The following is a 13,295-nucleotide window of genomic DNA, read 5'->3' on the forward strand; positions in this document are numbered from 1 at the left end:
AGCCGTGCGTCGGGAATCTGTTCGGCGAGCCGGGCCAGGTGCTCCTGGTTGACGTGGCTGCTCGCGCCGCCGGCGATGACGAGGGTCGGCAACCGAAGTAAGAGAGAAACCATGAGCATGACCGACCGCGCACCGCAGGCCCTCGATGTCCTCGACGACGCCGGACGAAAGGTGCTGTTCACCGAGGCCCGCACCGCGAACACCTTCGCCGAGGTGGCCGTTGCCGACGACGAACTCGCCACGATCTGGGAACTCGCCCGCTGGTCGCCGAGCGCCGCCAACGGTCAGCCACTGCGCGTGCTCTTCGTGCGCACCCACGAGGGCAAGGAGCGACTGGTCCGGCATCTCGACGAGGGCAACAGGGCCAAGACGCTCAGTGCGCCGGCCGTGGCGATCCTGGCGTACGACGTCGACTTCCACGAGCAGATGCCGACCGTCTTCCCGGCTCGCGGCGACATGCTGCGAGCGGCGTTCGCCGACCAGATCGAGACGCGCGAGACCCTTGCCGCCTACAACTCGGCACTGCAGACCGGGGTCTTCCTGCTCGCCGTGCGCGCAGCGGGGCTGGCGGCCGGTCCCATGGCGGGCTTCGACCGGGCCGGCGTGGACGAGGAGTTCTTCGCCGGTACCAGCTGGCGCTCGCATCTGGTGGTCAACATCGGTCACCCCGGTGCCGACCCGTGGTTCCCGCGGCTTCCCCGCGTGCCCGTCGAGGACGCCGTCGCCTGGGCCTGACGGCACTGCCGCCGCCTGGTTGCGCGGGATCGGGATCCGAAGTCCGAGCACCCGAGCGCGGTCGGCGTAGATCGGCGTAGAGGTGAGAGGTGTTATGCCGTGGGCGCCGGTGCTCTCCTGAGTACCGGCGCCCTACTCCAGCGTCGTCTTCGTGCTGGCTCTCCTGCTCTCTTGCCCAGGCTGTGGTGCTCCGGGGCCACGATCGCCACCAGCGTGAACCACCCGATGACGTGAAGCGCGGTGATGAAGGCGGCCATCCCGGCGGCGCGGGCCCACTCAGCGCGGCTCATCGAGCCGGATATGCGTCGCCATCGGGAACGGAGGCTGCCGGTGGCCGTGGGCGCGGCTGACAGGTGCGGTCTTCCCTCACCATTGACAGAACGTGATCAGAGGTGCGCGGCTCTCGCTGCGCAGCAGCCGTTCATCGTGTCGATCTCGTCGCTCGAGTTTGGGGGCGGTGCGCCAAGGCGCGGAAATGTGGCGTCAGTTGACGCACACGCTCCTGCCAGGGGGTGTCGACGCGAGTTCCGGGCGTCGAACGGCACCGGCAAAGTCGCAGAGGTCACGACGAGTGCAGGCAGGAGGGTGCCGTTGAGCCCCTCCTGCCTGCCGCCCCGGGCGCGGTCAGCAGTCGCTGATCCATGAATCAGCGGCCGCCTCCCTGCCGCCAACGGGTATCACCGGCGACGTGCACGGTCCGAGTCCACCCGTGCCAACGGCGCCTGTCTCACCGGTTGTCGCGGCCCCGGTCCTGGTCGTACCGGTTGGAGTCGTGGTCGTACCGGTTCGAGTCGCGGTTGTGGTCGTACCGGTTCGAGTCGCGGTCGTGGTCGTTCCGGTCCGAGTCGCGGTCGGACCGGTCCCAGTCGTAGCGGTAGGACCTGTCGTGCTTCCAGCCGCAGTCCTCGTCATCCCAGTAGTAGAAGTGACCACGACGGTCGTACCGGACCGAGTCCGTGTTGCAGTCGCTGTGGTGCCGGGTGCGGTGTCCGTCCCAGCGGTAGTCCGCCTCGGAGTTGTGCCGGTAGGCCACACGCTCCCCGCGGTAGTCGTCGGCCTCGACACTGACGGTCGGGCGCTGCACGTGCGCAGACTCAGGAACCGCGGCCGAGGCGGTGCCCCCGGCGCCGAGCACGGCTCCACCCGCGACCGCGGCGGAGGCGGCAGCGAGAGACATGCGCTTCGTGAGCTTCCTCATGGTTATCTCCTTCGTGTTGGCGTCGTCCGCAAACCCGGCGATTGCTTATGCAGGTGGTGCGGTGCGCCATCTATGTCGAAGCCGCATCGGCGAGATTCACCCCTTGTGAGGGCACAGCCGGCGGCCACCAGCCAAAACAGAGGCCGCCGATTCGGCGGCACTCCTTCTGCGTTCCATACGTCGTATGGAAGTACAGTGATATCAGAGTATGTCCAGAAATGTCCAACTTCGGGTTCGCGACACTGAGGTGCAGCTCACCGGATCTGGCCGCGGCCTTGGCGTGCCGGCCTGCTGAGCAGCCAAGACGTGGCTTGCGGCGGACCGACGGCCGTGCGGCCGTCGGGTGCCCAGGTTCCCGACCTGGCCGCCGAAGAGGGCGCATGGTGCCCGCCCAACGCGCAGCACGCCGTACCTGATCTCTCCGCCCGTTCTTGTCCCTTTCTCTTTCCGCCGTACCCCCGTCCGCTGTCTGGAGGGCTGTCCCCATGCCCCAGAACGCCACCGCCGCCGCTCGCGGCACTGAGACCGCACCGGAGAAGGTTCCTGTCGACCCGTCACACCAGCGCCGCTGGTGGATTCTGATGGTCATTTCCCTCGCCCAACTGATGGGCGTCCTCGACGGCACCATCGTGAACATCGCCCTGCCGTCCGCCCAGCGCGACCTGGGCTTCTCGGACGCCGACCGGCAGTGGGTGGTCACCGCCTACGCGCTGGCCTTCGGCAGCCTGCTGCTGCTCGGCGGCCGGGTCGCAGACCTGGTCGGGCGGAAGGTGACCTTCCTGGTGGGTCTGACCGGCTTCGCGGCCGCTTCCATACTGGGAGGCGCGGCGAACGGTTTCGGCATGCTCGTCACCGCGCGTGCGATCCAGGGCCTGTTCGCCGCCCTGCTGGCTCCGTCCGCGCTGTCGCTCCTGATGACCACCTTCACCGATCCGCGCGAGCGGGCGAAGGCCTTCACCGTCGCAGGCTCGGTCGCCGGTGCGGGTGGAGCCATCGGCCTGATCCTCGGCGGGGTGCTGACCGAGTACCTGGACTGGCGCTGGACCATGTACGTCAACGTGGTCTTCGCGGTGGTGGCGTTCGTCGGTGGCGCAGCCCTGCTGCACCGCACCCCGCGAGACACGTCCTCGAAGCTCGACGTCCCCGGCACCCTGCTGGTCTCCGCCGGCCTGTTCTGCCTGGTCTACGGTTTCTCGAACGCCGAGACGCACGGCTGGGGTTCGGTGGCGACCTGGGGCATGCTGGCGGCCGGCGCCGTACTGGTGGCCCTTTTCGTCTGGCGGCAGAGCAGGGCGGCATATCCGCTGCTGCCCCTGCGGGTCCTGCTGGACCGTAACCGCGGCGCCTCCTTCGCCGCCCTCTTCGTCAGCGGCGCGGGCATGTTCGGCGTGTTCCTGTTCTTGACCTACTACCTGCAGCAGAGCCTCGGTTACAGCGCACTGAAGACCGGCTTCGCCTTCTTGCCCATGATCGTGGCATCGTCGTCCGCCTCCGCCGTGGCCGCCAACGTCCTGGTGCCGCGCATGGGCCCCAAGCCGGTGGTACCGCTGGGCATGGCCATTGCGGCCGCCGGCCTGGTCTGGATGACCGCGCTGGACCTGAACAGCGGATACGTGACGCAGGTAGTGCCACAGCTGGTGCTCGTCGGCATCGGGCTGGGCGCGGTCATCGCGCCCGCGATGAGCCTGGCCACCTCCGGCGTGGCCGCGTCCGCCGCCGGAGCCGCGTCCGCCGCCGTCAACACCGTCCAGCAGGTTGGCGGGTCCATCGGCGTCGCCCTGCTCAGCACGATGGCCTCCGAAGCCGTCACCGACCACCTCTCCGGCCGCAACCCCAAGGACCCCGGCGTCCTGGCCGAGGCCGGCCTCGAGGGCTACTCCACCGCCTACTGGTGGTCGGCGGCCATCTTCGTCATCGGCCTGGGCGTGACCGCCCTGCTCTACCGCCGTGGAGTGCCCCAGCAGGACGAGAACGCCGCGCCCGTCGTTCACATGTGATCAACGAACGGGTCTGTCTGAGAGGGGCGCAGGCCGTGCTGCAGTCACCTGCTGCGACAGCTGCGGTGCACGAGGGATCAAGGGATCAAAGGGGGAAGTGTCCCGGCACCTTCGACGGGGCAGCCCCCGGGAGAGTCGTGCAGACTCTCTGCGGCTTGCCCCTTCTCCCCCTCTGAGACAGAATGTCCCATAGTGAGTTGCAAGTCGTATTGTCTCGCAGAAAGGAACGGAGGGGTGGAAGACAGAATTGATCCGCGTCTGTTGCGCAGCCGTGATGCCATGGTCTCGGCGGCCACCGCGTTGCTCACGGAAGGCGGGCTGGCGGCCGTGACGCATCAAGCGGTTGCCACCCGTGCCGGCGTCGGCAGAGCCACCGTCTATCGGCACTGGCCCAACCTTATCGACCTCCGCCTGGCCGCGCTGGAAGCCGGCATGCCGCCTCTGCCTCCGATGCCTGAGGAGCTTCGGGCCGTTTCGGGCAACGATCCGCGAGCGGAGCTCGTTCACCGTCTGGGCGTGCTGGACGAGCGGTGGGACGATGAGCAGTCCGGTGCCGTTCTTGCTGAGATCCTCGGCGGCTCACGGCATGACGAAGGCATGCGCCGCCTCCGGGAGTCGCTGCTGAACCAGATCGCCGATGACCTGCGTCCCGCTGTTGCCGCGGCCGTGGAGCGCGGCCTGCTCCGGTCCGACGTCACCCCCGAGACCTTTGCCATGGCTACCGTGGGTCCTTTGTTCTTCGAGCGCTTTCTCGCCGGAAACCGCCTGGGGCGTGACACCGTGGAGGCCGTCGTGGATGCCGCTCTGCGGGGCTGGTCCTAGCGTCGTTGAGTCCCGGCGTGGCTGGCTGTCCTCCGTTGGGCCGGGGCTGATCAAGGTGGCAGTCCTTCGCACCCATGCAGAGCTGCGAGGGTTCTGTCACCTTTGGGTTTCCCGACCGCTTCAGCAGCAGTCGGCCGAGCCTGTCGGCGCGAACCGATCGGCTCGCAGTCCGGTGCGGGTGCCCTCGATCCGATCACTGCACACCTTTGAAACCGAACCGGTGTGACGCAGGTCGCTCTGAGACAAGTTGACCCATAGTCTCTCTGTGAGTCAATCTGTCTCACATACGGGGCGCGAAAAGGGAGATTTCTCGACTATCCGCAGATATTGCCAATATCACCGCGTTCGCGTACAAGGACCCGCTGGTCGGAGTGAACGACGACGGCGGGTTCACCGTCCCGCGCAGGCCGATCCGCCGCCGCTTCAAGGGGCTGCCGCCGTTCGTCGTCAACCGGGGTGGCGAGTACTGCTTCATGCCCGGACTGTCGGCGCTGCGCTGGATCTCCGACCTCGACACCTGACATCTCTCACGATCAACATGCCAAGGAGCGTTTCTCATGGCTGACCACTTCTCCGGGCCGCGTGCCATCGCCGACCCTGTGTCCGACATCGCCGACGTGTATGCCTTCCCCAGCCCGGAGCGGCCGGGGAACCTGGTGCTCGTCCTCAACACGTTCCCGGCCTCGGCCCCTACGGCCCTGTTCTCCGATGCGATCACATACCGTTTCCGCGTCCGGCCGGTCACGCCCGGGAGCGAGGGCGCCGCTGCGGCGTTCACCGTCGGCGAGGACGAGTACAGCTTCGACTTCACCTTCGACGCCCCCCCTGCAGCTCGACGGCCCGGACACCACGGTGCAGATGGGCACGTGCCGGGCGCCCGGCGGCCGCCAGGTCGCCTTCCAGGTCGGCAACGAGGTGCCCACCGAGGCCGAGGGACTGAAGATCTTCGCCGGGTCGCGGCTCGACCCGTTCTTCATCGACTTCGTGGGAGTGATGGTCACCGAGGCAACGGAGAAGCTGGGCTTCAGGTCTGATGCCGGCAACGTTCTGGAGGGCCTGAACGCGCTGAGCATCGTGCTCGAAGTCGACGCCGCGGTGCTCGGTCCGGCCGCCGGCTCGCTGGTGGCGGTCGTCGGCGAGACCGTGACTTCCGGTGGACGCCCGGTGCGGCTGGAGCGCGTGGGCCGGCCGGAGATCAAAAACGTGGTCATGTCGCCCAAGAAGTTCGACACCGTCAACAGCGATCTGGAGATCCGCGACCTCTTCAACGAGGAGGACGCCTTCAGCGTGCGGCCCGACTATGCGGGCGCCTACCGCGCACGGCTCAACGCCAACCTGGCCTTCTACGACGGCCTGGACGGCAAGACCGCTTGGCCGCTGGACGAGCAGCGTGCTCACCCGCTGACCGAACTGCTGCTGGCGGACTTCCTCGTCGTCGACCTGTCCAAGCCCTTCTCCGAGGACGGCTGTTTCGAGATCGAGACCGCCCTGCTCGCCGGCCGTCCGCACACGACCTGCGGTGGCCGGTCGCCCAACGACGACATCGTGGACACCCTCTTCACGCTGATGGTGGGTGGCGTCGACGGCGAGCGCATCAGCGACGGCGTCGACCAGCCGACTCGGCCGGCCACCCGCAGGTTCCCCTACCTGAACGCTCCCAACCCGACCCCGCCGGACCTGGCGGCCCGTCTGGCCGCGCAGCTCCCTCCCCGCGAGGAAGCGGCATGACCGGGGCGTCTACCCAGGAGTGGGAGCCGGTCACGACGAGCGGCACCATCGCCGTAACGAATCTGAACGGGCAGATCGACGGCTTGGCCGTGCGGCTCAGCCGTTTTACCGGGGAGACGCCGGGGGCTCCGTTGGCGGTGGTGCAAGGGGCGGCCCTGGTCGACCTCCTCAACCTCCGAGGCCACATCCTGGGCCGCGTCGCCGACTACGAGCGGGCCGCGGAACTCGCCGAACAGCTCGTGCACGTCGCACCCGAGGACGGCACGGCCCTGCTCGCCCGCGCCAGGACGCGGGCGACCCTGCACCGCTTCGCCGAGGCCGTTGCCGACCTCGGCGCGGCGGGCCGGAGCGGCGCGGAGGAGGCCACACTGGACGCGGAACGAGCCGTCGTCCTGCAGGCCCTCGGCTGCTACACGGATGCCATGGCCCTGATCCGCACAGCGGCGCAGCGGCAGAGCGATTTCACGACGCTCGGCGCGCTCGCCGTACTCCAGGCCGAGCGCGGGGAGGTCACCGAAGCGGAGCGGCTGTTCGGCAAGGCGCGGCGCCACTATCAGGGGACCTCGCCGTTTCCGCTCGCGCAGCTGGACTTCCGGCGCGGTGTGATGTGGCACCGCGAGGGAGATCTCGATGCGGCCCGTGCGTGCTACGAGGCCGCCCGGCGCCGGGTGCCCGACTACGCGCCGGTACTGGGCCACCTGGCCGAGGTCGAGCTGCTGCGCGGAGACCCTCAGGCCGCCGTCGCTCTCCTGCGTCCCCTCACGCAGAGCAGCGACGACCCCGAGCATGCAGCCCACCTCGCGGCCGCGTTGCACGCGGGCGGCAGCTTCCAGGAGGCGGACCAGTGGCGCGAGCGCGCGGCAGCGCGTTACGACGAACTGGTGCTGCGTCACCCGGAGGCTTACGCCGACCACGCGGCCGACTTCTGGCTCACCGTGGGGGCCGATGCCGAGCGGGGGCTCCAACTGGCGCTGCAGAACCTCGCATTCCGCCAGACAGCCCGAGCCCATGCCCTGTTCCAGCGCGCTGTCCTCGCGCAGAACCGGGTTGCACAGGCTGCCCCATAGCCGCCGAGCGGCGATGCCGGCGATATGGGGCACGGACGGGGTCGGCCGGACGGATCGGCATGCCGTTCGGCCGACCCCGCACCAGCCCGCCAGGGGCAGACGTGGCCCGGCCTCGTATCGGCTGACGCCCCCCATCGCTCGGCCCCTCTCAGCGCCCCTCACCCCTCTGTGGTCCCACGGACCGCTGCAGCACTCCGAATCAGCAACCACCACCCGAGAAGGCCCTCGTTCGATCACGTCTACGAGCTGATCCGGTTGGCCGGCAGCGGCCGTCTCGACCTGGCCCCGTCCATCACCGACCACATCGCCCTGGCCGACGCCCCCGAGGCGATCCACCGCCTGGAGAACAAGATCGGCGATCCGATCCGCCTCATCCTCGTTCCTTGACGAGTCGACCGAGCGCGATGGGCCGCCCCGGCGACCGGCGTCGGCCCATCGCGCAACCAACACCCGCAACCACCGACCCGGAGAAGCAGACGACATGCGCGACTCACGCAACGCCACCGCACCCAGCGACAGCAGCAATCCGACAGGCCTCGACACCTACGAGGCCAACACGGCCCTCGGCCTCCCCGAGGACGCCCGCGACTACACCGCCGCCGCGCAGATACTCGCCGCCCTCGGCATCTTTGAGCTGGACCTGCTGTCCAACAACCCGGACAAGGCGGCCCAGCTGCGCACCCTGGGCCTTACCGTGACCCAGCACGTTCCCACGGGCGTCTTCACCACGGCCCACAACGTCCACTACCTCCGTACCAAGGTGGTCCGCACCCAGCACACACTGCCGCTGACGGAACTGACGGCGGGCTGACGGCCGATGCCTATCGGCTTATGGCCCAGCCCTGTCGTCAACGCGATGCCGCGCGTGACCAGGCAGATGGGCCGCGTCGCCGAGCAGGAAGACGCGTCCGCGGCGGCAGCGGTCGCGATGCGAACCCGGAAGCTGTACTCGGTAAGTCGTGGGCTCTCGCTGTCTGTGAGCAGAGGTTCCGTACGGTGCATGGAACCTCGGGATATCGCCGCGTCGGCATGGCCGGGTCGCTCAAGGGGCCCTCGTCACCGAACCCTGTTAGCGAACCCACCCTGAGGCTGGCACACTGAATTTGTGCTTCCGCTGATGGCCGCTGCTGATCAGAACGCGTTCTCATCGCTTTCTGCCGCCAGCGTTGTGTCGGTCAGTGCACTGGTCTTCACCGTCGCCTCATTCTGGTGGCTCAACGCCAGACAGGGGCGCCTGGAGACATGGGAGCCTCATTCCTTTGCGGCGATTGTCCGCGGCTCCATGGTTCGCCTGCGGCTTCCGCTCGTCCTTCACAACACCGGTGCCAAGCCGATAGTCGTGCAGGATCTCAGGGTGACCTTCCCCGATGAGCCTGCCTCTCATCTGCCACTCCTGTGGACGGCTTCACGATCTCGTCTCCAACCCGGGCCGGACGAGGAACAACCGGAGTTGCCGACTGGATTCGTTGTGGCCGGCAGAGAAGCGCAACAACTCTTCATCGAGTTCGAGGCACCGTTTTCCGGGTTGGTTCCGGATGCCCGTTGGGCGCGGGACTACAAGGTTCGAATCCAAGTGAGGGTTGGCCACCGCAAGGGGTGGCGCTCGCTTTTGACGTTCACCTTGAGGACCACCAACATCGTTCATCCCGACCGGTACACCGTCTGCAACAACGCCCTTCTCGAGCTGACGAAGGAAGACGAGAAAAAGGCAGACGCTGCGCTCCTGGAGTTGTTGGAGGGGCAGGAGAAGGGCGCTTCCGCCGAGGGTGAGACCAAGCGGCGAGACTCTTCGAACGACGAGGGCGACACCGGCACGAATCTCTAGAGCGGGAAGAAGGTCCCGGGCTTCGCCGTGGCAAATGTGTCGGCGCCCCGCCCGCTGTCGTCGGAGCCGGTGCCGGTCACTGGCCGGGAAGGGAGATGCTCCTGCGGCCAGTGGCGGTGGACCGTGTTCCCTGCCGTCACCGGAGCATTCGGCGGCCGCGGCGTGGGTGACCGCCCCAGGCCCGCGCCCAGGATCTCTGCCGCTGCCGCCCGCCGCGACGGGGGTCGACCTGGCTCAGCCGACACCTGCTTCCTTTGCCTTTGTGCGGCGCGCGGGATGCCGACGACGTCACTCGACATCTATGAGACAGCTTGACTCACAGAACATCTTCGATACATAATGTCTCACAGGCGGAGGTTCCCCGCCGCGTACTGGACCTATGAGCAGTTGAGGAGTGGCAATGGACAGGACCGAGAACATCGTCGTCTTCCGCTTCACCGAGCAGGCCTCCGCCTACCAGGCGCTCAGTGAGCTGAAGCAGCTCGGCGGCCCGACCGTGGAGGTCACGGGCGCGATGCTCGTCGAGCGCCGACTGGACGGGACAGTGCGGATTCCCGAGGGCGTCGACGCCAGGGCGGGAGAGGGCACGCTGGTCGGCGGGCTCGTCGGTTCGGTCGTGGGCCTGCTGGGTGGACCGCTTGGCGTGGTGCTGGGCTGGGGCACCGGCGCCCTGGTGGGCGGCGGCGCCGACTGGCGGCGGGCGACGGAGAGCTCCGGCCTGGTGGCCCTGGTGGCCGACGAGGTCAGCGCGGGCAGCACGCTGCTGGTTGCTGAGGTCGCCGAGCGCGACACGGCGGCGATCGACCTGTTCGCCATGCGATTCGATGCGGTGCTTGAACGCAGGCCGGCCGAGCGGGTGCGAGCCGAGGTCAAGGCGATCCGCGAGGCGGAGGAGCAGGCGGAACGCGAGACCGCCAAGGCGCGCCGGGAGCAGAAGAAGGCCCAGCTGGAAGCCACCATGGAGGCGCGCGGGAAGGCGCTCAAGCAGCGGTTCCAACGCCCCGCCGCCTGACTCGCTCACACATCATCACAGGCAGGGCCCAGGTCGCGGACCTGGGCCCTGTTGCTGTTCGGGTGATTGCCGCGTTGCGCCACCAGTCGGTGCCTGGCCGGCGTCCCCGTACAGCGACAGCGGACGATGTCGGTGAGTGGGGGATCTACGGCGCGCCACCGCCGCACCGGGGGACCAAGTCCTGGGTCGTGCTGCCGCGCTGAGCTGAGAGGCGAGTGTTCGCGAATGCACTGCGCTGAGCTCTGTTTGGGTCCGGCGTTGGGTCCTTGGGCCCATGCTTGCGTTCGCACATACGAACTACCTTGGCTCGTATGTCACTTCAGCGCCGTCACCTCACTGGTCGTCCCGCGCGCCGCCTCCGATTCCCGCGTACGCAAGCCCGGCTCCTAGGGCTTCGCCGGTCGGGCCAGTCGGGTCAGACGGCCCTGGAGTATCTCGGGCTCCTCCTCGTGGTCGTCGCGATCGTCGGTGCGCTCGTGGGTACCGGGATCGGTGCGGAGCTGACGCAGAAGATCGCGGCTCAGGTGTCGTGCATCGGCGGGGGCGGCGACTGCGGTGGTTCCGGCGGGGACGGTCAGGCCCAGGCCGACGGGCCCAAGGGGACGGGTGGCGACGACGGAGCGCAGCCGGCGTCGACGGAAAAGACGCAGGCCGAGAAGGACTACGAGAAGGCCGTCAAGGAACTCGAGGCCGCCGAGGGCGAGTACGCGAACGAGAAGAAGCGGGCCGTCGAGGCGGCCAAGAAGCTCGCCGAGATTCTCGCGGAGGAGCTCGGCATCACCGATGCCGTGAAGTGCTTCACCGAGGGCGATCCCAGCTCGTGCAGTGAGACGGCGATCAACGTCGTCACCTCACTGATCGGCGGTCTTCCGGCGAAGATCCTCAAGAAGTACGGCTGGCCCACTGAGTGGAAGAAGGGCAAGAAGGTCGTCGAGAACATCGTCAAGCACGGCGGCGACGTGATTGGCGGTGCGAAGGGGATGTGGAAGGCCAAGAAGAAGGTCGACAAGCTCAAGGGCAAGGTCGAGGACCTCAAGAAGAAGCTCCCCAAGCGCGAGAAGAAGCCGGACGGCAAGGACGGCAAGGACGGCAAGGACGGCAAGGGCAAGGACGACGACAAACCTGACAACAAGCGCAAGAAGTGCCTCGTCCAGGCTGGTGCGCAGCCTCAGGGACAGCGCGGCAAGGTTGTTGGTGCTGTCGCCGGCTCGTCGTCGGGAACTGTCACGACCACCGCGGCCTCGCTGCGGGTTGCCTCACTGCCGGTCAGGGCGCCGGGGGGTGGCAACTGCGGTGAGGAGGTCGACCTCGACTCCACACCGATGGCCAACATCGCCATGGCGGCGCGGATCCAGGGCAAGGTCCCGCTCGGGCGCAACGTGGCCGTCATCAAGATCGAGATCGGTGGCAAGGAGCAGTACCTGGTTGCCGCGAGCGAAGGCAAGACGGCTCCCGGGGTGAAGAGCCGCCATTCCGAGGAAGTCCTGGACGACTATCTCAAGGCCAACAACATTCCCCGGACCGCCGTCAAAGCGCTCTACAGCGAACGAGCTCCCTGTACGAACCTCAATCACGACTGCGCGGCCCTCGTTTGGAGGGACTGGCCCAACGTGAAGGGCAATGTGTCCTGGAGTCTGACTCCTCGGCCGGGAATGTCCCCGGCATTGAACGCCGCGAGGGACAAGGAAGCTCTTGAAGGCGCCCGTAAGAAGCACAAGAAGGCGCCGGGCATGCCGACGTACAAGGTCGTCAAGTAGCGTGCCGAGGGCCCGAATGCGGTGTTCACCGGAGGATGCGAGGGTATGGACAAGCAGGCACAGCGGGACTTGGAGGAATTGCTCGCGCGCGACATGGGCGGGGTGGCGGTCGCGCCGCCTCCGGTGACATGTCCGACGGACGTCGCGCACCGGTGGAACCTCCCCACGGCTGACATCGAGTCCCTCATGAGCTGGGGGCTTCCCCTGCTCAGCGTCTACGGGGAACCATCGCACCTGCCGTCGGCGGACTTTCAGAGTGAACTCGAGCCGGTGGTGAATCTCTCGGCCGCACCAGGGGCCGCCGGTGCGGGCGACCTCGGCCGTTCGAGGATTTCGGGACCCATGGGCTACCGGCTCGCGACGAGTTCGAGACGCCTTTACGCGGCGTCGGAGCGTGAAGGCGCGGTGTTCGCCATCGCGACACAGACCAGTTCTCCTGTCGCCCTTGTGAATACATCGGTGACCGCATTCGTGGAGTGCGCCTGGCGGTGGTGGCGGGCCCTGGACATCGTCGGTCCGCTGGAGGACGAGGACGACGAGACCTACTGGTGGTGTCTGGAGCGGTTCGCCGCGTGGGCGGTGGACGTCGATCCTGGGGCCAAGACCAGATCTACGGTCGAGTTGAGCTGGTGGGAGAGCGTCGCGCTCAGCTGAGGCACACATCCCGGATCGCTCCTTGAAGGGACCCGGTTGCGGGTGCGGTCAAGGCCGCGCAGGTGCTGCGGCCCGGCGGCCGGCTGGCAGCGTTCTGGAACGTGTTCCAGCTTCCGCCCGACGTGGCGGAAGCCTTCGCCGCGGTCTGCCGGCGGGTGATGCCCGACTCGCCGTTCGACCTCCGCGCGATGACGGAGCAAGCCCTGGACGGGTACCAGGCGCTGTTCACCAAGACTGGCGACGGGATGCGGGAGATGGGCGGGTTCAGCGACCCGGAGCAGTGGCGATTCGACTGGGAGTGGTCCTACACCCGGGACGCGTGGCTGGACCAGATGGCCACCCTCGGCATCCTCACCCAGCTCCCGTCGGACAAGCTGGGGGAGGTGCTGGAGGGTGTCGGGGCCGCTGTCGACGCGATGGGCGGCAGCTTCACGATGCGTTACACGACGGTGGCGGTCACCACGGCGCGAACCGGCGCCGCCTGACCCGAACCCCCGCCC

General features: G+C 68.0%; 13 protein-coding genes and 2 pseudogenes. 14 read left to right on the plus strand and 1 reads right to left on the minus strand.

Translation table 11 applies throughout. The features are described from left to right. Positions 1-111: 111 nt before the first annotated feature. A complete protein-coding gene (locus ACWCXB_RS00045; protein WP_450717255.1) occupies positions 112-735 on the plus strand; it encodes a malonic semialdehyde reductase in 624 nt (207 codons plus the stop codon). A gap of 727 nt (positions 736-1,462) precedes the next feature. Here the strand turns inward: ACWCXB_RS00045 and ACWCXB_RS00050 are convergent. Beyond that, entirely contained in the window at positions 1,463-1,933 is a 471-nt protein-coding gene (locus ACWCXB_RS00050) for a hypothetical protein (RefSeq protein WP_450717257.1), read from the minus strand. Between the two features lie 485 nt (positions 1,934-2,418). Between ACWCXB_RS00050 and ACWCXB_RS00055 the strand changes: the two genes are divergently transcribed. From ACWCXB_RS00055 to ACWCXB_RS00115, 13 genes and pseudogenes are all read left to right on the plus strand, one after another. Continuing rightward, positions 2,419-3,930 (plus strand): MFS transporter, encoded by a 1,512-nt coding sequence (locus tag ACWCXB_RS00055; protein ID WP_450717259.1) that lies wholly within the window; start codon positions 2,419-2,421, stop codon positions 3,928-3,930. A 234-nt stretch (positions 3,931-4,164) separates the two neighbouring features. Continuing rightward, positions 4,165-4,752 carry a TetR/AcrR family transcriptional regulator gene (locus ACWCXB_RS00060; RefSeq protein WP_450717261.1) on the plus strand — a complete coding sequence of 196 codons (588 nt, stop codon included), beginning with the start codon at positions 4,165-4,167 and terminating at the stop codon, positions 4,750-4,752. A gap of 371 nt (positions 4,753-5,123) precedes the next feature. After that, positions 5,124-5,273 (plus strand): hypothetical protein, encoded by a 150-nt coding sequence (locus ACWCXB_RS00065; protein ID WP_450717263.1) that lies wholly within the window; start codon positions 5,124-5,126, stop codon positions 5,271-5,273. A 36-nt stretch (positions 5,274-5,309) separates the two neighbouring features. Next, positions 5,310-5,513 (plus strand): annotated as a pseudogene (locus ACWCXB_RS00070) (DUF4331 family protein); the annotation flags it as partial. A 97-nt stretch (positions 5,514-5,610) separates the two neighbouring features. Then, the gene (locus tag ACWCXB_RS00075; protein ID WP_450717264.1) at positions 5,611-6,480 is read left to right on the plus strand and encodes a DUF4331 family protein; all 870 of its coding nucleotides are present in this window, start codon (positions 5,611-5,613) and stop codon (positions 6,478-6,480) included. Then, positions 6,477-7,547 carry a tetratricopeptide repeat protein gene (locus ACWCXB_RS00080; RefSeq protein WP_450717266.1) on the plus strand — a complete coding sequence of 357 codons (1,071 nt, stop codon included), beginning with the start codon at positions 6,477-6,479 and terminating at the stop codon, positions 7,545-7,547. Before ACWCXB_RS00075 ends, ACWCXB_RS00080 begins: the two co-directional genes overlap by 4 nt. Positions 7,548-7,802: 255 nt before the next feature. Beyond that, positions 7,803-7,934, plus strand: coding sequence for a hypothetical protein (locus ACWCXB_RS00085; protein WP_450717268.1), 132 nt, complete (start codon positions 7,803-7,805; stop codon positions 7,932-7,934). A gap of 145 nt (positions 7,935-8,079) precedes the next feature. Further along, positions 8,080-8,358: pseudogene (locus ACWCXB_RS00090) on the plus strand (GTP cyclohydrolase); the annotation flags it as partial. Positions 8,359-8,652: 294 nt separating this feature from the next. Next, positions 8,653-9,372: a hypothetical protein gene (locus ACWCXB_RS00095; protein ID WP_450717270.1), complete on the plus strand. Its 720-nt coding sequence runs from the start codon at positions 8,653-8,655 to the stop codon at positions 9,370-9,372. A 400-nt stretch (positions 9,373-9,772) separates the two neighbouring features. Then, complete coding sequence (locus ACWCXB_RS00100; RefSeq protein ID WP_450717272.1) at positions 9,773-10,384, plus strand: histidine kinase; 612 nt, start codon at positions 9,773-9,775, stop codon at positions 10,382-10,384. 311 nt (positions 10,385-10,695) lie between these two features. Further along, positions 10,696-12,141 carry a nucleic acid/nucleotide deaminase domain-containing protein gene (locus ACWCXB_RS00105; protein ID WP_450717274.1) on the plus strand — a complete coding sequence of 482 codons (1,446 nt, stop codon included), beginning with the start codon at positions 10,696-10,698 and terminating at the stop codon, positions 12,139-12,141. 45 nt (positions 12,142-12,186) lie between these two features. Then, entirely contained in the window at positions 12,187-12,795 is a 609-nt protein-coding gene (locus tag ACWCXB_RS00110; RefSeq protein ID WP_450717276.1) for an SUKH-4 family immunity protein, read from the plus strand. A 101-nt stretch (positions 12,796-12,896) separates the two neighbouring features. Then, the gene (locus ACWCXB_RS00115) at positions 12,897-13,280 is read left to right on the plus strand and encodes a hypothetical protein (protein WP_450717278.1); all 384 of its coding nucleotides are present in this window, start codon (positions 12,897-12,899) and stop codon (positions 13,278-13,280) included. The last annotated feature ends 15 nt before the right edge of the window (positions 13,281-13,295 follow it).

The organism is Streptomyces sp. NPDC001514 (genome assembly GCF_053597075.1).

What these genes read in the sequence shown, in the direction of transcription:
- ACWCXB_RS00050 (WP_450717257.1), bottom strand. Translation starts at nt 1,933, where the DNA reads ATGAGGAAGCTCACGAAGCGCATGTCTCTCGCTGCCGCCTCCGCCGCG.
- ACWCXB_RS00100 (WP_450717272.1), top strand. Translation starts at nt 9,773, where the DNA reads ATGGACAGGACCGAGAACATCGTCGTCTTCCGCTTCACCGAGCAGGCC.
- ACWCXB_RS00075 (WP_450717264.1), top strand. Translation starts at nt 5,611, where the DNA reads ATGGGCACGTGCCGGGCGCCCGGCGGCCGCCAGGTCGCCTTCCAGGTC.
- ACWCXB_RS00045 (WP_450717255.1), top strand. Translation starts at nt 112, where the DNA reads ATGAGCATGACCGACCGCGCACCGCAGGCCCTCGATGTCCTCGACGAC.
- ACWCXB_RS00080 (WP_450717266.1), top strand. Translation starts at nt 6,477, where the DNA reads ATGACCGGGGCGTCTACCCAGGAGTGGGAGCCGGTCACGACGAGCGGC.
- ACWCXB_RS00105 (WP_450717274.1), top strand. Translation starts at nt 10,696, where the DNA reads ATGTCACTTCAGCGCCGTCACCTCACTGGTCGTCCCGCGCGCCGCCTC.
- ACWCXB_RS00110 (WP_450717276.1), top strand. Translation starts at nt 12,187, where the DNA reads ATGGACAAGCAGGCACAGCGGGACTTGGAGGAATTGCTCGCGCGCGAC.
- ACWCXB_RS00055 (WP_450717259.1), top strand. Translation starts at nt 2,419, where the DNA reads ATGCCCCAGAACGCCACCGCCGCCGCTCGCGGCACTGAGACCGCACCG.